This is a genomic window from Mycobacterium sp. (genome assembly GCF_046091765.1).
Taxonomy (GTDB): domain Bacteria; phylum Actinomycetota; class Actinomycetes; order Mycobacteriales; family Mycobacteriaceae; genus Mycobacterium.
Genome location: NZ_JBJTCF010000071.1, coordinates 44193 through 62392, shown reverse-complemented (window position 1 = coordinate 62392; position 18200 = coordinate 44193). Strand labels below are relative to the sequence as shown.

Here is an 18200-nt window from a genome sequence, read left to right as displayed (position 1 = left end):
ACCGAAGTTCCCGGCACCGGAGTTGAAGAACCCCTTGTTGTTCGACCCCGAGTTGAACAACCCCGTATTGCCCGTCCCGGAGTTCCACCCCCCGAACCCGAACTGGTTATCCCCGGTCAACCCGAACCCGATATTGCCCGTTCCGGTGTTGCCGAACCCGATGTTCCCACTGCCCGTGTTCCCGAAGCCCCAGTTGCCGTCACCGGAATTACCCAGTCCAACATTGAAATTGCCCAGATTGCCAAACCCGACGTTGCGATTCCCCGCGTTACCGGAACCGAAGTTCCAGTCGCCGACGTTGCCATTGCCGAAGTTGGAACTGCCGACATTGCCGAAGCCCAGATTGAATGCCGTGCCCGAGGTCTTGGCGGCCCCGGCCGCGGAGATGCCCGCCTCACGCCGGCCCCCCCCGGAAGGCGTGGTGACGCCGGCACCGACCGTGGCCGCCAAGGCGTTGAGTGCCACGCCGAGGACCTGGTCCTCTGAGAGGTCACCTTCCGGAGATGTCGCCGTCCCGGCGGGCGGCGCCGCGACCATCGCCGGCGTCCCGGCCGGCGGGGCGACCGTCTCGACGACCGCGACCACCTCGTCAGCGGGGCCGGCCAACGGATTGAACGCCGTCATCACCGGCGCCGGCGCCGCGGCCGCCGTGGCGGCGACCTGCGGGCCCGCCGGGCTCTCGGCCGCCGCGGCGTTATCGGCGGCGACTAGGTCGGCCAGTGCGGTCGGCACCGGCGGGGCACCGACGTCGATCACTGGGGAGGTCAGTTGGGGAACCCTGGCCGGGGATTGCGGGAGGGATGCGGTGGGGATGCCGGGGTCGCGCGGTTGAACACCCGTGGGGCGCAAACCCGCGGGTCGGCGTGCGGGCGTCGCCGCGCGGCTGTCGGCCGTCCCCGCGGCCGCCGTGCTCGCCGCAGCCTCAGGCGCCGCCGCCGCATCGCGGGTCCGTCCGCTGCGGCGGGCCTGGGACTTGTCGACGGCGTTGCCCGCGTTCCCCGAGTCGGTCGACTCCTGGGCGGCCGACTCGGCGGCCGGGCCGGTGTCGGTGTCCGCGGCAGCCACCGCCGCTGTGCCGAGGATGGCCGTACCCACCCCGAGGGCGACCGCCAGGGCCCCGACCCGACCGACGTAAGAAGTCGCGCGGGCAGCCGGAGGCAGGGTCAGGACCACCGGGGCGGCGGTGCGGCGGTGCCGCCCCGGGCCGGCGGACTGCCGGCCGGCCGAGTTATCCGCGCACATTCCCTGACCTCCTACCGCGACACCGTCGGCGGCCAACAAGAACCCCCGCTCGGACCCCGCCCGACCCATCGAAGACCAGTGACTCCTATCACACATTCGTGATTCACCTGGCCGGTTCCGTCAGACCGGCGGTGGCGGTCAGCCGGGACGGACGACCGACAGGTCGAATCCCCAGGGCAGTTCCAGGCGGTGGCGGGCCAGCAGCGCCGAATCGGCGAGCACCGACCCGATGTCGCCGTCGGCGACCACCGTCCCGGCATCCATCACCACCGCGCGCTCGCACAGCTGAGCGGCGAAGGGCAGGTCGTGCGTGACGATCAGCAGGGTGGTGTCCAGCGCGATCAGGGTCTCGGCCAGGTCGCGACGGGCCGCCGGATCGAGGTTGGCCGACGGCTCGTCGAGGACCAGCACGTCGGGCCGGCAGGCCAGCACGGTGGCCAGCGCGGCCCGGCGGCGCTCGCCGGCGGAGAGGTGCGCGGGGCTGCGCTCGGCCTGATCGCTCAGCGCGACCGCCCGCAGCGCCGCACCGACCCGCTGGGCGAGTTCCTCGCCGCGCACCCCGAAGTTGGCCGGGCCGAAGGCGACGTCCTGGGCGACGGTCGGCATGAACAGCTGATCGTCGGGATCCTGGAAGACCAGCCCGACCCGCTGGCGGATCGCGCGCAGGCTCGCCCGGTCGACCACCGTCCCGCCGATCCTCACCGAACCCGACGTCGGGCTGAGCACACCGTTGAGATGCAGCATCAGCGTCGTCTTGCCCGCTCCGTTGGGGCCGAGCACCGCCACCCGCTCGCCGGCTCGAATCGTCAGTTCGACGCCGTCGAGACCGCGGTGACCATCGGGGTAGACGTGCCGCAGAGCCGCGACCCGCACGGCCGGTGTCATCGCAGCACCCACGCGGCGAGCACCACGACGACGGCAGCCGCCGCGGGCAGCAGGGCCAGCACCCACTGCCGTGCCGAGGCCTGGGCCGCGCCACCGGGGCCGAGCACCATTGCCGGTACCGTGCCGTCGTATCCGCGGGAGAGCATCGCGGCGTAGACACGCTCACCGCGCTCGTAGGACCGCAGGAACAGCGCCCCAACGCTTTTCGCGGTCGCCCCCGCCTGGTGCAGGGTGCGCGCGGAGTCTCCGCGCGACAGTCGCGCGATGCGCATCCGGCTCACCTCGGCGCTCAGTACGTCGATGTAGCGGATCATCAGCACCAGCACCGAGGTGACCATGGCCGGCATCCCGAGCCGGGAGAGCGCCAGCGGCAGCTGACGCGCCGACGTGGTGGCCGCGAAGGTCAGCGACGCGGCCACACCCAGGGTGCCCTTCGCCACGATTGCCCACGCCGCGTGGAGGCCAGCCACCGACAGCGAAATCCCGGCGACCTCGACGCGCTCGCCGCCCTCGGCGAAGGGCAGTAGCACCGCGAGGATCACGAACGGTATCTCGATGGCCATCCGCGGCAGCATCCACGACAGCGGGATCCCCGCGACCCGCCACAGCACCAGCAGGATCAGCGCGTAGATCCCGAAGGGCCACAGCAGCTCCCGCGGGGTGGCGACGACCGCGAGCACGAACACCACCAGGGCGACGATCTTGACTTCGGCGGGCAGCCGATGCACGACGGAGCGGCCGTCGCGGTACAGCGGGTGTGCGTGGGCGCCGCCCACACTCAGGCTCCGCTGTCAGTGGGCGCTGCGGGCCGCGTTCGCGCGATCAGCCAGAAGACCGCACCGGCGGCGGCCAGGGTGATCAGTGCTCCGATCACGCCGGCCAGCCCGCCGCTGCTCTCGACACCGCCGATCGAGTAGTCGGCGAGCGGGGACGCGGCGAGGTCATGGTCGCGTGCGCTCTGCGCGAGGCACTGCCCGGTCAGGTGCTCGGCGCCATCCACGTCGGCGACCGCACATCCCCGCAGCGTGGCCGAGTCCAGGCCGTCGGGACTGGAACTGGCCAGCGCGGACAGACCGCCGGCGACGGCGAGGATGGCGAGCAGGAAGACCAGCCGGAACCTCCAGCCGGATGCGCAGTCAGGCCGGGCGCTCACGCGGTGACCTGCGCGGGAAGGGGCCGGGTGCGCAGCAGATAGACCAGATCCGGCCGGGCGCGCGCCACCGCGAGCACCGTCACGGCGGTGATGACGCCTTCGCCGACACCGATCAGCACATGCGTTCCCAACAGGAAGCCCGTCACCGCGGCAAGTGACGCGGTCCCCGCGCCACCGATCGCGTACTCGATGACGAAACCCGCCGCGGCGGCGACCGTTCCGATCACGGCGGAGAGGAAGGCGACCACACCGAGCTGCGGGACCGCGAGCCGTGCGCTCCCCCGCCGGAGCAGCGCCGCGACGGCGCACGCGCTGACGTACGCCGCCGCCACCCCGATCAGCGCCATGTTGGTGATGTTGGTGCCCAGCGCGCTGACCCCGCCGTCGGCGAACAGCAGCGACTGCACCACCAGGACGATCGCGATGCACAGCGCACCGGTGAACGGGCCCACCAGAATCGCGGCGAGCGCACCGCCGAGCAGGTGACCGCTGACGCCGGGCAGGACCGGGAAGTTGACCATCTGTGCGGCGAAGATGAACGACGCCACCAGGCCGGCCAGGGGCACCGTGCGCTCGTCGAGTTCGGTGCGCGCCCGCCGCGCGCACACCGCCAGACCGGCGGCGGCGATCACACCGAAGACGATCGACGTCGGGGCGGTGACGAGGCCGTCGCTCATGTGCATGGCCAGCGTCGTCGAGCTCACCCGAGCAGGCTAAGTCCGGCCTTCGCCATCTGTCTAGATGTTCAGATAATCAGATGCCGCCGATGCTCTTCCGACTCAGTGGCCGGCGCCGATCCAATGCAACAGGTCGTGCACGGTCGGGTCGGCGAGTTCGTAGTTGACCTGGCGGCCGACCCGGGTGGAGGTGACCCAGCCCTGCTGGCGCAGCACACGCAGCGCCTGTGACACCGCATTCTCCGAGCGGCCCACCGCGGCGGCCAACTCCCCCACGCAGATGCCCGGGGTGCGGTGCAGGCTGAGCAGGATCTCCAGCCGGTTGGGGTCCGACAACAGGTCGAAACGCTGCGTCCAGCCGGCGATGTCCACCGCCCGCGCCGCGTGTTGCCCCACAGCCGAAACCTACCCGTTCACCCTCGCGGCTCGGTGGTGGTCGGCAGCTCCGGTGCGGGCGTGAGCACCGAGCCCTTTACGGTCGGTGACGGGGTCGACGGCGAAGCGGGCCCGCGTTCGGTTTTCGCACCGCAGGCCGTGGCCGCCGTGGCCGCCATCGCGGTCAGCGCGAGCGCCCCGAACGCGAGTCCGATCCGGTCGGTGATCTGCAATCTCATGGTCGGCTCCCTGGAATTCAGCGTGCTGGCCGCACCGACCCTACCCGCGCCGAACGCCGTATCATCACCGGTGTGACCGGCAACGTCTGGATCCTGGGGGGGTATCAGAGCGACTTCGCGCGCAACCTCACCCGGGAGGGGGGTGATTTCGCCGAACTGACCCTCGAGGTCGTCGACCGCACCCTGGCGGAGTCGATGATCGACGCCGCCGACATCGACGTCGTGCATGTCGGTAATGCGTTCGGCGAGATGTTCGCCCGCCAGGGCCACCTCGGCGCCATGCCGGCCACCGTGCACTCCGAGCTCTGGGACACCCCGGCCACCCGCCACGAGGCGGCCTGCGCATCGGGCAGCGTTGCCGCGCTGGCCGCGATGGCCGATCTGCGGGCCGGCAACTACCGCACCGCGCTGGTGGTGGGACTCGAGCTGGAGAAGACGGTTCCCGGCGACGTCGCCGCCGCGCACCTGGGAGCCGCGGCCTGGACCGGCCACGAAGGCGAGGGGGCGACGTTCCTGTGGCCGTCGATGTTCGCCGAAGTCGCCGACGAGTACGACCGCCGGTTCGGCATCGACGACGCACACCTGCGCGCGATCGCTGCGATCAACCTCGCCAACGCGCGGCGCAACCCCAACGCCCAGACCCGCGACTGGCGGGTGCCCGACCTGAGTGCCGTCGGCGACGACGACATCGTCAACCCGCCCGTCGAGGGCCGGATCCGCCGCTTCGACTGCAGCCAGATGACCGACGGCGGCGCGGGCGTGGTCCTGGTGGGCGACGAGTTCCTGCGCGAGCATCCCGGCGTGCGCCCGATCGGGCGCATCGAGGGCTGGGGGCATCGCACCGTCGGGCTGGGGCTGCGCCAGAAACTCGACCGTGACGCCGCCAACCCGTACGTGCTGCCGCACGTGCGCGCGGCCGTGCACGACGCATTCGGCCGCGCCCGGGTGGGTCTGGACGACATCGACGGTTTCGAGGTGCACGACTGCTTCACCCCCAGCGAGTACGTGGCGATCGACCACATCGGGCTGACCGGACCGGGTGAGTCGTGGAAGGCGATCGAGGGCGGGGACATCGAACTCGGCGGCCGGTTGCCGATCAATCCCTCCGGCGGCCTGATCGGCGGCGGCCACCCGGTCGGCGCCTCGGGCGTGCGGATGATGCTCGACGCCGCCAAGCAGGTCAGTGACCTGGCCGGGGAATACCAGGTCGGCGGGGCGCGGCGCTTCGGCACGCTGAACTTCGGCGGCAGCACCGCCACCACGGTCAGCTTCGTGATCGGGTCCGCGGAGGACGCCGCCTGATGAACGCGGGGTCTGATGAATACTGAGATCGTCGGCAAGTTCCTGTCCACGCTGCCCGAGGACGACGACCACCCGTACCGGACCGGCCCGTGGCGGCCGCAGACCGCCGAGTGGCGCGCCGACGACCTCATCGCCGTGCAGGGCGAGATCCCCGCCGACCTCGACGGGATCTATCTGCGCAACACCGAGAACCCGCTGCATCCGGCACTGAAGTCCTATCACCCGTTCGACGGCGACGGCATGCTGCACGTCGTCGGCTTCCGCGACGGCACCGCCTTCTACCGCAACAGGTTCATCCGCACCGAGGCCTTCGAGACCGAACAGCACGCCGGCCAGACACTGTGGCCCGGTCTGGCCGAATCGCCCGCGCTGGCCAAGACCGACCACGGCTGGGGGGCGCGCACCCTGCTCAAGGACGCCTCGAGCACCGATGTGGTGGTGCACCGCGGCATCGCACTGACCAGCTTCTACCAGTGCGGCGACCTCTACCGGGTGGATCCCTACACGGCGGACACGCTGGGCAAGGAGACCTGGAACGGGGGCTTCCCGTTCGAGTGGGGCGTCTCGGCGCATCCGAAGGTCGACGAACGCACCGGCGAGTTGCTGTTCTTCAACTACAGCAAGAGCGCGCCCTACCTGCACTACGGGGTGGTCAACGCCGACAACGAACTGGTGGACTACGTCGACGTCCCGCTGCCGGGCCCGCGGCTGCCGCACGACATGGCCTTCACCCGCAACTACGTGATCCTCAACGACTTTCCGCTGTTCTGGGAGCCCGAACTGCTCGAGCGCGGCCTGCACGTCCCCAAGTTCCACCGTGACATGCCGTCCCGTTTCGCGGTGGTCCCCCGCCGCGGTGACGGCCCGCGCGACATCCGCTGGTTCGAGGCCGAGCCCACCTTCGTGCTGCACTTCGTCAACGCCTACGAAGAGGGCGACGAGATCGTGCTCGACGGGTTCTTCCAGGGCGACCCCGAACCGGCCGACACCGGTGTCGGCGACAAGTGGCAGCGCGCGTTCCGGTTCCTCGCGCTCGACCGGATGCAGGCCCGCCTGCACCGCTGGCGGCTCAACCTGGTCACCGGAGCCGTCACCGAGCAACCGCTGAGCGACACCATCTCCGAATTCGGGATGATCAACGCCGCCCGGACCGGCGAGTCCTACCGCTACTCCTACGCCGCGACCGGCAAGCCGGGCTGGTTCCTCTTCGACGGCCTGGTGCGCCACGACGCCATGACCGGAACCGAGCAGCACTACCGGTTCGCCGACGGGGTCTACGGCAGCGAGACCGCGATGGCGCCCCGGGTCAACAGCCGCGGCGAGGATGACGGGTATCTGGTCACGCTGACCACCGACATGAACGCCGACGCCTCCTACTGCCTGGTCTTCGACGCCGCCCGGCTCGACGACGGACCGGTGTGCAAGCTCGCGCTGCCGGAACGGATTTCCAGCGGCACCCACTCGACCTGGGTCGCGGGCTCCGAACTGCGCCGCTGGCGGGAGACCGACTCCGCAGCCGCCGCCGTCGGCCTCTAGGCCGGACTCACTTCGGCGGCAACAGCTGGAAGCCCTTGAGGATGGACGCCGAGTCCTGCTGGTAGGTCGGGTTGTCCGGTTTGATGGCCTGCACGGTCAGCGTCGCCACGTAGTAGATGTCCCCCGCCCGGTACACCGTGCCCAGCGAGGTCGCGGTGCGCGGTGGGATCTTGGGGAGCTTGGGCCCCAGCACGACCTCCGGTGCGACGTAGGAACTCGACAGCGCCGGCGCCCCGCACACCGTGGTCGGCGTGGTCTTCATGTCGGTCAGCTTCAACTTCGCGGTGAGCCCTTTGTTCTGCTCTTCGAGGATCTTTTCGGGCTTTCCGGCCCGGGTGCTGATCTGCTGCAGGGTGACCACGGCGGTGGGAGTGAAGTCGTCGACGGCCAGGGCGGGGTTGCGGATGGCAAAGCGGATCGACTCGTTGTCGCGCTGGGTGGTGCGCTCCCAGCCCGGGGGTACCGGGATGCGCATCTTGGGTTCCTGGTCGGTCCGGGTCGGGACGTCACTCAGCGGCGCCGAAACCGTCTCGCACTTGTCGGCGCTGGGCTGTCCCTGGTTGAAACACCCGGCCAGCATCACCGCAACCGCCAGAAGTACGGCGGCCCGAACGGTTCCGGACGGTGTCGGTCTGCGCACGTCAGCTTCCCTTCTCAAACCCGCCACAGCCTACCGGCCGTCAACCCCGGTCCCCCGGGACCGCAGGACCGCGACGAGCACCGCCCACACCGAGCAGATCACGGCGGCCACCGCGAACAGCGCGCCGAGATACAACCCGTACCCGGCGGCCACCGGCGGACGCACGTTGGCGTGGTAGTACCACCAGGTCAAGACCACGACCAGGATCGAGACGAGCAGCGCGGCGACCGCCGAGAGCCGCGGCGACAACCCGCGGGCGGCCATCGCGCCGAGCACGATCAGCACCGAGGACAGCAGCACGATCAGCTGGCCCGGACCGAAGCGCGCCGGCAGCACGATGCTGCCCAGCGCCCCGCCGATGGCGCTGGCCCGCCCGCCCCCGCCGACCGAGGTGGTCAGCCAGGGCAGCCAGGCGCTGACCCCCAGAGCGGCCGACCACAGCACGACCAACCACCCCGGACGCAGCCGTGCCATGGAATAAAACCCTAACCGGCTGATCGCCCACGTACCGTTTTCCCATGCGCGCTCAGGTCCTCGGTCACATGATCGTGTGCGGTGACGATGCGCTGGCCCGGCGGATCATCGACGTCCTCAACGACGCCGAACTGACCGTGGTGACGCTGCGCACCCCGGCCGACCTGGCGGCCGCCGGAGTGGCGACCGCCCGGGCGGTGATCTGCGTGTCCCCCGACGACTCGCTGAACCTGGAAGTCGCACTGCTGGCCCGCCGTGCCAACCCGAACGTCCGGGTGGTCGCCCGGCTGGGCAACTCCGTGCTGCGCCAGGCGATGAACGACGGCAACGAGGCCGGCGCGGTGCTCGACGTCGCCGACCTCGCCGCACCGTCGGTCGTCGAGGCACTGCTGGGCCGCACGGCGCACACCATCCGGGTCGGGTCGCTGGACTTCCTGGTCTCCGGGGTGTCGGCCCCCCGGGCGGGCACCGTGGGGGAACTCTCCGGACAGCTGATCCCGGTGGCCGTGATCCGCGGCGACCTGTCGCCCACTCCCGGTGAGGTCATCGCCTGCCCCGCGCCCGGCGATCCGCTCTACCCCGGCGACTGGACCGCGATGATCGGTCAGACGGACGGGGCCGCACAGCCGGGCGTCAGGGCCGACCTTTCCGCCGCCGACTCCACCGGCGCCTCGCCGCGACGACCGTGGCCGGTTCGCGTGATCGACGCCGCGCGCGCCTTCCACGACGACGTCAACCCGATGTTCTACCGCGCGCTGGCGGTGGCGGCCACCCTGCTGATCGGCTCGGCGGTCATCCTGAAGCTGGCCTACCGGGACTCCGGTTTCAGCCTGATGGACGCGCTCTCCTTCGCCACCGAGACCCTGACCACGGTCGGCTACGGCGATTTCAGCTTCACCGAGCAGCCGGTGTGGTTGCGACTGTGGGGCGTGGTGATGATGCTCAGCGGAGTTGCGACCAACGCCATCCTGGTGGCGTTCATCGCCGACGTGCTGCTGTCCCGGCGCATCAGCCAGGCGGCCAATCGCCAGCGAGTGAGCCACCTGCGCGACCACTTCGTCATCGTCGGGGTCGGCTCGTTCGGTTACCGGGTGGCCGGTCTGCTCAAGGAGTCCGGTTATGACGTGGTGGCCATCGAGCGCGACGAGGCCGGCCGCTATCTGTCCTCGGCGGCCGAACTCAACGTGCCGGTCATCCTCGGCGACGCGACGCTGCGCGCCACGCTGGCGGCGGCCGGGGCCGAACGTGCCCGCGCGATCGCCGTGCTGACCGAGGACGACATGGTCAATATCGAGACCGGCATCGTGCTGCGCGAGATGATCGGGTCCCGCTCCGAGGGCGGCTCCGGGCGCGGCCCGATCGTCCTGCGGATCTACGACCGCACGCTCGGCAAGGCCGTGGGGCACCGCTTCGGGTTCGAACACGTTCGCTCGACCGTCGATCTCGCCACGCCGTGGTTCATCGGCGCGGCGATGGGCCTGGAAGTCCTCGGCACATTCTCGGTAGGCCAGAACTCGTTCATGGTCGGCGGGGTCCGGGTGCAGCCCGGAAGCGAACTGGACGGCGTCACGGCGACCACACTGTCCACCCAGACCCGGCTGATCGCGATCGAAAGCGGCGGGACGATCACCGCGATCCCCCCGGGGCGCGACGTCCGGTTGCGGGCCGGCGACACCGCCTACCTGGTCGGGCCCTATAACGAACTGCTGGAGACCCTGCGCCGCGGGCAGCGCGCCGGCTCGGTGCGGCCCGCTCCCGGGCCAGGCGGCTAGTTGTCGGCGACGCCGAGGACCCGCAGCGCGTTGTCCTTGAGGATCAGCGGCACCACGTCGGGGCTGATCCCCAGCGCGTCGAACTCGCGGCGCCACCGCTCCAGGGTGATGTACGGGTGGTCGGTGCCGAAGAGGGCCTTGGTGCTCAGGTGTCGCCCGACCGCGCGAACCAGCTGCGGCGGAAAGTATTTCGGCGCCCAGCCGGACAGGTCGATGTAACAGTTCGCCTTGTGCGAGGCGATGGCGATCTGCGCGTCCACCCACGGCACCGCCGGATGGGCCATCACGATCGTCAGATCCGGAAAGTCGGCCGCGACGTCGTCGAGCAGCATGGGGTCCGAATAGCGCAGCTTGATCCCGTAGCCGCCGGGCAGATCCGAACCCAGACCGGTCTGGCCGGTGTGGAAAAGCGCGGGCACACCCGCGGCCTCGATCGCCTCGTAGATCGGGTAGAACCGGCGGTCGTTGGGCTCGAAGGCCTGCAGGCTCGGATGGAATTTGAACCCGCGCACGCCGCGGCGCTCGACCAGCTCGCGCACCCGTTGCACGGCCGCGTCACCCGTCCACGGGTCGACACTGCCGAACGGGATCAAGATGTCGTTGTTGCGTGCGGCCCCGGCCACCAGTTCGTCGACGGAGTTGGGCGGGTGCCCGGAGGCGGTCTGCGCGTCGACGGTGAAGACCACCGCCGCGACGTTGTGGCGGCGGTAGTTCTCGGCGAGCTCGTCGATCGGCATCAGCGCCTCGGCGCTGAGCTTGAAGTAGCGCCGGGTGGCCTCGGCGAGCCCGGCGTCGTAGGCGCACTGACCCCTGCCGTCGATTTCGACGTGGGTGTGGAAGTCGATCGCGTCGACCTTGTCGAAGTCGATCCCGAACTCGTAGCGTCTGGCCATCGCGGCAGTCTACGGTCGGCTCAGCCCGGGCCGAACACGGTGACGAACCGGTCCAGCGATGCGCGGATGTCGCCGCGCAGTGCCGCGGCGACCACCATCCCGATCGGCCCGAACAGGGCGGGCCCGCCGAGGTGGACGTCCATCGAGACCACCGACGCCGACGCGTCGCCGGTGGCGGGCCGGACCTTGCCGACCAGTTTGACCTTGACCCCGCCGGCCCCCACCCCGTCGAGCGTCATCGCCTCGGGCGGCTTGAAATGCACGATGGTCCACCTGATCCGGCTGGGCATGCCTTTGACCTCGACGATGGACTCCACCACACTGCCCTTGTCCAGGGTTTCGGGCAGCGTGGAGCGCCACACCCGGTGGATGGTCAGCCACTCCCGGTAGCGGGACAGATCAGCGGCGTGCTGCCAGGCCTCCTCGGGCGGTAGCGGAACGTCCACCGAAACCGAGACTTTTGCCACCGCTACTGCTGGGGATCAACCTTGTCCGCTGCGGCGTTCGCCGCACCCTGGACTTTGTCGACCGCGGAGTGGGCGGCTTCCTGGACCTTGTCGACCGCCTCGGAGAGCTTGCCGCCGGTCTTCTCGTCGATGAGGTCGCCGGCCTTGTCGATCGCCGCTTCGACCTTGTCGACGTTCTCACTGATGGCGTCCTTGGCCTTGTCGAGGAACGACATGTTGGGGGCCTTTCTGTCGGTGTCCCGCCGGTCGTGGGGGAAGCTCGTGGCCAACCTTACGGCCCGGTGCGCCACAGATTCCGGGGTTCGCCCAACACCCGCCCGCCGATCCACCACACCGCCTCGATGAGGACGGCCGCCGCCACCCCGAGTGCGACGGCCGCGGAGGTCAGCGCGGGGTTGGACGGATCGAGCAGGAAGGTCCGCCGGGCCAGCGGCAGGCTGAAAATGATCACGTAGGCCACCGCCGAGACCGCGACCAGACCCACGCGCCACCACTGGTAGGGCCGGGCCACCACGGCCAGCACCCACAGCGCACCGATCAGCAGGGTGATCAGCGCGGCGGTGGAGGCCTGGTTCTGCTCGACGGTGTCGGCGTCGCTGCCCCGGTAGGCGATCAGGTAGGAGGCGAAGGTGGCCGCGCCGATCACCGCACCGCACGGCAGCGCCGAGGTCATCACCCGGCGCACGAAACCCGACCGGGCCCGCTCGTTGTTGGGTGCCAGCGAGAGCACGAAAGCCGGGATACCGATGGTGAACCAGGCCGCGATGGTGACGTGGATCGGCTGGAACGGGTAGACCAGCGGATCGGTGCCCAGCAGCTTGGCGCCCACGCCGGCCACCCCGACCGCCAGTGCCAGCAGCACCGAGTAGACCGTCTTGGTCAAGAACAGGTTGGAGACCCGTTCGATGTTGCCGATCACCCGCCGGCCCTCGCCGACGACGTAGGGCAGGGTGGCGAACCTGTTGTCCAGCAACACGATCTGGGCGACCGCGCGCGAGGCGGGGCTCCCGGAGCCCATCGCCACACCGATGTCGGCGTCCTTGAGCGCGAGCACGTCGTTGACCCCGTCGCCGGTCATGGCCACGGTGTGTTCGCGCTCCTGCAGCGCATGCACCATCGCGCGCTTCTGGTCGGGGCGCACCCGCCCGAAGGTGGTGCAGGACTCCATGGTGTCAGCCAGCGCACCGGGATCTTCGGGAAGCCGACGGGCGTCGAGGGTCTCCCCGTGCAGCCCGAGTGAGTCCGCCACCGCACCGACCGACACCGCGTTGTCCCCGGAGATCACCTTGATCGAGACGTTCTGGGAGGCGAAGTACTCCAGGGTGTCGCGGGCGTCGGGGCGGATGCGCTGCTCGAGGACGACCAGGGCCGCCGGGGTGACCCGGCCGGGTGCGTCGGGACTGTCGACCGGACGTTCGCAGGATCCCAGCAGCAGCACCCGCAGTCCGCGCGCACCGATCTGCTCGGCCTGCTCGGCTGCCGCCGAGTCCGGGTCGAGCAGCACGTCGGGGGCGCCGATCACCCAGTTGCCGTGCTCCCCGAAGGACGCCCCGCTCCACTTGGTGGCGGACTTGAACGGCGCGCTGGCCGTCGCCGACCAGTCCGGCGGGGCGGGGTAGGCCTCGGCGATGGCCTGCATGCTGGCGTTGGGCCGGGCGTCGTCGGCGGCCAGTGCCGCCAGCACGCTGGCGGGCCGCTCACCGGAGCGCGGGGCTCCCAGTTCGGCGATCTGCGCCAGGCGCATCCCATTCTCGGTGAGGGTGCCGGTCTTGTCGGCGCAAACCACGTCCACTCGGGCCAGGCCCTCGATCGCGGGCAGTTCCTGAACCAGACACTTGCGCCGGCCGAGCCGGATCACGCCGACGGCGAACGCGAGGGAGGTCATCAGCACCAGGCCCTCGGGCACCATCGGCACCAGGGCGCCGACCATCCGCAGCACCGACTCGCGCCACCCGACGTTGGTCAAGAACAGCTGGGTGTAGATGATCAGCAGCCCGGTCGGCAGCAGGAGGTAGGTGATGAACTGAAGGATCTTGTTGATGCCGCTGCGCAGTTCGGACTTGACCAGGGTGAACTTGCTGGCCTCCTCGGCCAGCCGGGCGGCATAGGCTTCGCGGCCGACCTTGGTGGCTCGGTAGGCGCCCGTCCCGGCGACGACGAAGCTGCCCGACATCACCGGGTCGGCGGGACCCTTGGCGATCGGGTCGGCCTCGCCGGTCAGCAGGGATTCGTCGACCTCCAGCGCGCCGGCCTCGAGCACCTCGCCGTCGACGACGATCTGATCGCCGGGCCCGATCTCGATCACGTCGTCGAGCACCACCTCATTGGGCGCGAGGTCGACGGTGCCGGACTGCCGCCGCACGGTGGGCCGGGCCTGGCCGATGATCGCCAGGTTGTCCAGCGTCTTCTTGGCGCGCAACTCCTGAATGATGCCGATACCGCTGTTGGCGATGATGAGCAGCCCGAACAGTCCGTTGATCAGCGACCCGGTGGACAGCACGATGGCGAACAACACCCCGAGGATGGCGTTGATCCGGGTGAAGACGTTGGCCCGCACGATGTCGGCGACGCTGCGCGAGGCGCGGGTCGGCACGTCGTTGGTCTGGCCCTGGGCGATGCGGGTGGCGACGTCGGCATCGGAGAGACCTGCGGCGAGAGTCATCGGGTGAAGGTTCCCATGCCGTCGGTATCGAAGTACTCCAGTGTGAGGGTGTCGCCGCGGAAAGTCGCCGCGGAAACGCTTCCGGGCGGGGCGTTCTCCGAACCCAGGGCGAAGGTGAAGACATCCCCGTCGCGGTGGGTCAACTCGAAGGTCTGAGGACGGGCACCCAGCGACAGCGTGAGCCGGCCCCCGTTCGCGGTCACGGTGGCGGGACCGAAATAGTCGTTGGCGTAGCTGCCGACGTAGGCAGGTAGCGGGCGGGCCGGTGCCGGTTGCGCCGGGGCGGGGGTTCCGACCAGGTCACCGACCGGCCGGTCGATCTCGGCGAAGGCGTCACGGTAGAGCGCGGGCCAGTCCGCGCGGATCTCGCCGAACTCCACCAGGTCGGCGAACTGGGCGGTGAGCGCTTCGGGCACACCGGACGGCGCGGCGTTGGTGAGCGCCACAATCGCCACGTCCGCGTCGGGGATGATCACGAAGTTGGTCGCCGCACCCAGCAGGAACGCCCCGGAGTGGCTGAACTGCACGCGGCCGGCGGCCGACGTGTCGACGTTGAAGCCGTAGCCGTAGAAACCCGAACGCTCGGCGGGCTCCTCGGGCGGGCTGGACACCATCTGCGGAGTCAGCGCGGGCAGCAGCGCCTTCGGGTCCAGAAGTGGGGTGCCGTTGTTGTCGCGCCCGTCGGCGAGCATCATCGCCAGCCAGCGCGTCAGGTCGTTGACCGACGAGCTGACCCCGCCGGCCGGCGCCTGCGGATCGGGGTCGCGCGGGTCGCGCGGCGGCCGGTAGCCGGCGCCCGCCTCACCGGGAACCCGGATGTGTCCGACGGCCCGGTTGGGGCGAGACAGGAAGTCGGCGAATCGCGAACTGGTCGACGCCATCCCCAGCGGCCGATAGAGCACCTCGTCACAGAGTTGCGCCCAGTCCCGGCCCGCCGCGGCGGCCACCGCCTCGGCGGCGGCGGTGACCCCGAAGTTGGTGTAGGCGTAGGACGCCCGGAACGGACCCAGCGGGAGCAGTCGCAGCCGCTGCAGGATCGTGCGCCGGTCATAGCCGAGGTCCTCGAGCAGGTCGCCCGCGTGCTCGGGCAGACCAGAGCGGTGGGCGAAGAGATCACCGACGGTCACCAGCCTGGTGGCCACCGGGTCGGAGAGCGCGAACCACTCCAGCGCCTCGACGATCGGCGTATCCCAGCGGATCGTGCCGGCACCCACCTGCTGGGCGACGACGCTGGCCGACAGCGGTTTGGACAGCGACGCGAGCTGGAAAACCGTGTCGGCGTCGATCTTCTGCCCGGTGCGGGTGTCGCGGACTCCGAAACCCTTGGCGTACACAGTTTTTCCGTGGTGGACCACGCCGACCGCCATCCCGGGGATACCCGACGACCGCATCAGCTGCTCGGCCAGACCGTCGAGTTTGGCCACCGCGTCGACGACCGCATCCCCCGGTAGCGGCATCGCCGGTGCACGTCGCGGTGAATCAGCCAGCGGCGGTGCCGGTTTGGTAGCGGTGGCGGAGCAGCCGGCAATTGACAACACGAGCGCCAGGACCACGGTCCGTCGGCTCAGCGCCGTCATACCCGATGCCACCAGTGCTCGACATCCTGCGCCGCGGCGGCGTCCACCAGACCTCCGGGTCGCGGTATCCCGATACCTACCCCGGCGTCGGCAGCCGCGGCGACCAGCCGGTCGGCCGGCTCGGCCCAGGGATGCGGAGCCAGCCGGAAGGTGCCCCAGTGGATCGGGACCAGCACGCCGGTGGCTCCCGCGTTGAGATCGGTGTGCGCCCGCACGGCCTCCTCGGGGTTCAGGTGGATGTCCGGCCAGGCTTTGTTGTACGCCCCGATCGGCAGCAGCGTCAGGTCGAACGGTCCGTGCTGCGCGCCGATGTCGGCGAAGCTGCCGGTGTACCCGCTGTCCCCGCCGAAGTAGGCGCGGTGGTGCGGCCCGCGGATCGCCCACGACGCCCACAGCGTGGTGTTGCGCGACAGGAAGCGGCCGGAGTAGTGCCGGGCCGGGGTGCAGGTCAGGGTGAGATCGCCGACCTGCGTGCTGGCACCCCAGTCCAACTCGACGATCCGGGTGGCCGGCACCCCCCACGCGCGCAGGTGCGCCCCGACCCCCAGCGGGGTGACGAACTGCGCACGCTGGGTGCGCGCCAGCGTTCGCACGCTGGGCATGTCGAGGTGGTCGTGGTGGTCGTGGCTGATCACCACCGCGTCGAGGGCCGGCAGTGACTCCATCGACACCGGTGCCGGGTGCAGCCGCCGGGGGCCGATCGAGCGCGACGGCGAGCACCGCTCACTCCAGACCGGATCGGTGAGGATCCGGTGGCCGTCGATCGTCACCAGCGCGGTGGCGTGCCCGAGCCAACTGACCGACAGCGGGGCGGCCGGATTCGCGGTGAAGTCCGCCATCGGGATGTCCGCGTTGGGCAGGCTCCGGCTGCGGCTGGAGAAGATCTCGAAGAGGATCAGGCGGTTCTCCTCGGTGTCGAGGCGGATCGCCGAGGCGGGCTCGAGGTTGCTGAAGACGCCGTCGCGACAGTTCGGCGACCCCTCGGTGACGGCCCTGATCGCGGCCGGGCCGGCGCCCAGCGCCGCGGGGGTGTCGCGCAATGCCTGCAGCACCCACCCCCCGGCGGCCAGCGATGCGGTTCCGGCCACGAGCCGCACGGCGGCCCTTCCGCTGGGCAGCAGCGCGGGAAGGTCGGGCAGACCGGGCACGGCTCAGGCTCCCTGGAACCTCGCGGCGCGCTTCTCAATCCGGGCGACCTGGGCCTCGATCACGTCGTGACTGGACCATGCCCGCTCGAAAAGATCCTTGTGCACCTCGGTCTGATCCTCGTAGGCCCCGTCGTCGTTGAGGACCCGCTTGGAGTGCTGCAGCGACAGCGGCGCGAGCCCGGCGATCTCCGCGGCCCAGGCCTGGGCGTCGGCCAGCGTTCCGAGCCGGTTGGCCATCCCCGTCATCAGCGCGGTGTCGGCGTCGAGCTTCTCGGCGGCCAGCAGCATCGCCCGGGCGCGGCCGTGACCGGCCAGCGACGCCAGCCGGCGCACGCTCCAGTTGTCCAGGGCCAGCCCGTATCGGGCGATCGGGAACTGGAAGTAGGCGCCGGGGGCGACCACCCGAAGGTCGCAGACCATGGCCAGCTGCACGCCCGCTCCGATCGCCGCGCCGTTGATGGCGCCGATCACCGGAACCGGTACGGCGTCGATGGCCTTGTTCAGCGCGATCGCCTTGTCCGGGAAGTCCGCGGCGAACACGTCACCGGAGAGGTCCGCCCCCGCGCAGAACACGCTGCCCGCCCCGGTCAGCACGATCGCCCGGACCTGGTCGGCCGCGGCTTTCTGCACCGCCTCGCGCAACGCGTCGACCAGTTCGGAGTTCAGCGCGTTACGCCGCTCGGGCCGCTGCAACTCGATGGTCGCCACGTCGCCGACCCGCTCGATTCCGATCATGGGTCCCCAGACTACTGGCCGGGCCGACGCGGCCCGCCGGTGCCGAAGGCGCTCAGCCGAGGAGCGACCTGAGCGCGTAGACGCAGATGAACAGATTCACCGCGAACATGGACAGGGCCTGCAGGGCCTGGCCCACCGAGTCACCGGAGCGGAAGCGGACCCCGACGCCCAGCGCCATCAGCAGCGCCAGCCCACCGGCGGCCAGCACCACCAGGGCCGGCACGAAGTAGCCGGCGATCAGCCCGAGCGCACCGAGCACCTCCACGATCCCGGTGAGTTTGCGGAACCGGGCCAGCCCGTAGCGCTGGAACTCCTGGGCCATCGCATCGGTGAACAGAACGTGCAAGCCGTAGAAGAGAAACGCGAGAATGGAGACTACTTTCAGTACCTCGTAGACCGCGCCCACACCGTTCCGATCGGTTA

20 protein-coding genes are annotated in these 18200 nt (G+C 70.4%); 4 read left to right on the top strand and 16 right to left on the bottom strand.

Features of this window, described 5'->3' with window-relative positions; all coding sequences use genetic code 11:
• The 6 genes from ACKOB8_RS07620 to ACKOB8_RS07595 all read right to left on the bottom strand — a co-directional run.
• Positions 1 to 1242 (bottom strand): pentapeptide repeat-containing protein (locus ACKOB8_RS07620; protein WP_526376607.1); only part of this gene is annotated, 1242 nt, incomplete at its 3' end.
• A gap of 138 nt (positions 1243 to 1380) precedes the next feature.
• Positions 1381 to 2127: an energy-coupling factor ABC transporter ATP-binding protein gene (locus ACKOB8_RS07615; RefSeq protein ID WP_526376606.1), complete on the bottom strand. Its 747-nt coding sequence runs from the start codon at positions 2125 to 2127 to the stop codon at positions 1381 to 1383.
• The gene (gene cbiQ, locus ACKOB8_RS07610; protein WP_526376605.1) at positions 2124 to 2903 is read right to left on the bottom strand and encodes a cobalt ECF transporter T component CbiQ; all 780 of its coding nucleotides are present in this window, start codon (positions 2901 to 2903) and stop codon (positions 2124 to 2126) included. The genes ACKOB8_RS07615 and cbiQ overlap by 4 nt, the downstream gene beginning before the upstream one ends.
• Positions 2904 to 2905: 2 nt before the next feature.
• Positions 2906 to 3280 carry a PDGLE domain-containing protein gene (locus tag ACKOB8_RS07605; protein WP_526376604.1) on the bottom strand — a complete coding sequence of 125 codons (375 nt, stop codon included), beginning with the start codon at positions 3278 to 3280 and terminating at the stop codon, positions 2906 to 2908.
• Positions 3277 to 3963, bottom strand: a complete 687-nt coding sequence (locus ACKOB8_RS07600) for an energy-coupling factor ABC transporter permease (protein WP_526376612.1) — start codon at positions 3961 to 3963, stop codon at positions 3277 to 3279. Before ACKOB8_RS07600 ends, ACKOB8_RS07605 begins: the two co-directional genes overlap by 4 nt.
• A 96-nt stretch (positions 3964 to 4059) precedes the next feature.
• Entirely contained in the window at positions 4060 to 4353 is a 294-nt protein-coding gene (locus ACKOB8_RS07595; protein WP_526376603.1) for an ArsR/SmtB family transcription factor, read from the bottom strand.
• 60 nt (positions 4354 to 4413) lie between these two features.
• On the opposite strand from ACKOB8_RS07595, the gene ACKOB8_RS07590 reads away from it, so the two are divergent.
• The 3 genes from ACKOB8_RS07590 to ACKOB8_RS07580 are packed head-to-tail and all read left to right on the top strand — an operon-like array spanning position 4414 to position 7409.
• Positions 4414 to 4647, top strand: coding sequence for a hypothetical protein (locus ACKOB8_RS07590; RefSeq protein WP_526376602.1), 234 nt, complete (start codon positions 4414 to 4416; stop codon positions 4645 to 4647).
• A complete protein-coding gene (locus ACKOB8_RS07585; protein ID WP_526376601.1) occupies positions 4644 to 5873 on the top strand; it encodes an acetyl-CoA acetyltransferase in 1230 nt (409 codons plus the stop codon). The genes ACKOB8_RS07590 and ACKOB8_RS07585 overlap by 4 nt, the downstream gene beginning before the upstream one ends.
• A 15-nt stretch (positions 5874 to 5888) precedes the next feature.
• Entirely contained in the window at positions 5889 to 7409 is a 1521-nt protein-coding gene (locus ACKOB8_RS07580; protein ID WP_526376600.1) for a carotenoid oxygenase family protein, read from the top strand.
• A 7-nt stretch (positions 7410 to 7416) separates the two neighbouring features.
• Here the strand turns inward: ACKOB8_RS07580 and ACKOB8_RS07575 are convergent, their stop codons facing one another.
• Both ACKOB8_RS07575 and ACKOB8_RS07570 read right to left on the bottom strand, forming a co-directional pair.
• Positions 7417 to 8049, bottom strand: coding sequence for a hypothetical protein (locus tag ACKOB8_RS07575; protein WP_526376599.1), 633 nt, complete (start codon positions 8047 to 8049; stop codon positions 7417 to 7419).
• 30 nt (positions 8050 to 8079) lie between these two features.
• On the bottom strand, positions 8080 to 8523 hold the full coding sequence (locus tag ACKOB8_RS07570) for a hypothetical protein (protein ID WP_526376598.1): 444 nt from the start codon (positions 8521 to 8523) through the stop codon (positions 8080 to 8082).
• A gap of 44 nt (positions 8524 to 8567) precedes the next feature.
• Between ACKOB8_RS07570 and ACKOB8_RS07565 the strand changes: the two genes are divergently transcribed.
• Complete coding sequence (locus ACKOB8_RS07565) at positions 8568 to 10295, top strand: NAD-binding protein (RefSeq protein WP_526376597.1); 1728 nt, start codon at positions 8568 to 8570, stop codon at positions 10293 to 10295.
• On the opposite strand, the gene ACKOB8_RS07560 is transcribed toward ACKOB8_RS07565, so the two are convergent.
• Genes ACKOB8_RS07560 through ACKOB8_RS07525 form a run of 8 tightly spaced genes read right to left on the bottom strand, consistent with a single transcriptional unit; the run spans position 10292 to position 18183 of the window.
• Entirely contained in the window at positions 10292 to 11188 is an 897-nt protein-coding gene (locus tag ACKOB8_RS07560) for an amidohydrolase family protein (RefSeq protein ID WP_526376596.1), read from the bottom strand. The genes ACKOB8_RS07565 and ACKOB8_RS07560 overlap by 4 nt on opposite strands.
• Before the next feature lie 20 nt (positions 11189 to 11208).
• On the bottom strand, positions 11209 to 11655 hold the full coding sequence (locus ACKOB8_RS07555; protein WP_526376595.1) for a type II toxin-antitoxin system Rv0910 family toxin: 447 nt from the start codon (positions 11653 to 11655) through the stop codon (positions 11209 to 11211).
• A 2-nt stretch (positions 11656 to 11657) separates the two neighbouring features.
• On the bottom strand, positions 11658 to 11870 hold the full coding sequence (locus ACKOB8_RS07550) for an Rv0909 family putative TA system antitoxin (RefSeq protein WP_526376594.1): 213 nt from the start codon (positions 11868 to 11870) through the stop codon (positions 11658 to 11660).
• Between the two features lie 56 nt (positions 11871 to 11926).
• Positions 11927 to 14317 carry a cation-translocating P-type ATPase gene (locus ACKOB8_RS07545; protein ID WP_526376593.1) on the bottom strand — a complete coding sequence of 797 codons (2391 nt, stop codon included), beginning with the start codon at positions 14315 to 14317 and terminating at the stop codon, positions 11927 to 11929.
• Entirely contained in the window at positions 14314 to 15894 is a 1581-nt protein-coding gene (locus ACKOB8_RS07540; RefSeq protein ID WP_526376592.1) for a serine hydrolase domain-containing protein, read from the bottom strand. The genes ACKOB8_RS07545 and ACKOB8_RS07540 overlap by 4 nt, the downstream gene beginning before the upstream one ends.
• Positions 15891 to 17033 carry an MBL fold metallo-hydrolase gene (locus ACKOB8_RS07535; protein WP_526376611.1) on the bottom strand — a complete coding sequence of 381 codons (1143 nt, stop codon included), beginning with the start codon at positions 17031 to 17033 and terminating at the stop codon, positions 15891 to 15893. Before ACKOB8_RS07535 ends, ACKOB8_RS07540 begins: the two co-directional genes overlap by 4 nt.
• A gap of 12 nt (positions 17034 to 17045) precedes the next feature.
• Positions 17046 to 17777 carry an enoyl-CoA hydratase gene (locus ACKOB8_RS07530; RefSeq protein ID WP_526376591.1) on the bottom strand — a complete coding sequence of 244 codons (732 nt, stop codon included), beginning with the start codon at positions 17775 to 17777 and terminating at the stop codon, positions 17046 to 17048.
• A gap of 52 nt (positions 17778 to 17829) precedes the next feature.
• Positions 17830 to 18183 (bottom strand): DoxX family protein, encoded by a 354-nt coding sequence (locus ACKOB8_RS07525; protein ID WP_526376590.1) that lies wholly within the window; start codon positions 18181 to 18183, stop codon positions 17830 to 17832.
• Positions 18184 to 18200 lie beyond the last annotated feature (17 nt).

Bases quoted from the DNA above. Each gene is read 5' to 3' on its own strand.
- ACKOB8_RS07615 (WP_526376606.1), bottom strand. From the start codon at position 2,127: ATGACACCGGCCGTGCGGGTCGCGGCTCTGCGGCACGTCTACCCCGAT.
- ACKOB8_RS07600 (WP_526376612.1), bottom strand. From the start codon at position 3,963: ATGCACATGAGCGACGGCCTCGTCACCGCCCCGACGTCGATCGTCTTC.
- ACKOB8_RS07580 (WP_526376600.1), top strand. From the start codon at position 5,889: ATGAATACTGAGATCGTCGGCAAGTTCCTGTCCACGCTGCCCGAGGAC.
- ACKOB8_RS07570 (WP_526376598.1), bottom strand. From the start codon at position 8,523: ATGGCACGGCTGCGTCCGGGGTGGTTGGTCGTGCTGTGGTCGGCCGCT.
- ACKOB8_RS07565 (WP_526376597.1), top strand. From the start codon at position 8,568: ATGCGCGCTCAGGTCCTCGGTCACATGATCGTGTGCGGTGACGATGCG.
- ACKOB8_RS07560 (WP_526376596.1), bottom strand. From the start codon at position 11,188: ATGGCCAGACGCTACGAGTTCGGGATCGACTTCGACAAGGTCGACGCG.
- ACKOB8_RS07550 (WP_526376594.1), bottom strand. From the start codon at position 11,870: ATGTCGTTCCTCGACAAGGCCAAGGACGCCATCAGTGAGAACGTCGAC.
- ACKOB8_RS07545 (WP_526376593.1), bottom strand. From the start codon at position 14,317: ATGACTCTCGCCGCAGGTCTCTCCGATGCCGACGTCGCCACCCGCATC.
- ACKOB8_RS07540 (WP_526376592.1), bottom strand. From the start codon at position 15,894: ATGACGGCGCTGAGCCGACGGACCGTGGTCCTGGCGCTCGTGTTGTCA.
- ACKOB8_RS07530 (WP_526376591.1), bottom strand. From the start codon at position 17,777: ATGATCGGAATCGAGCGGGTCGGCGACGTGGCGACCATCGAGTTGCAG.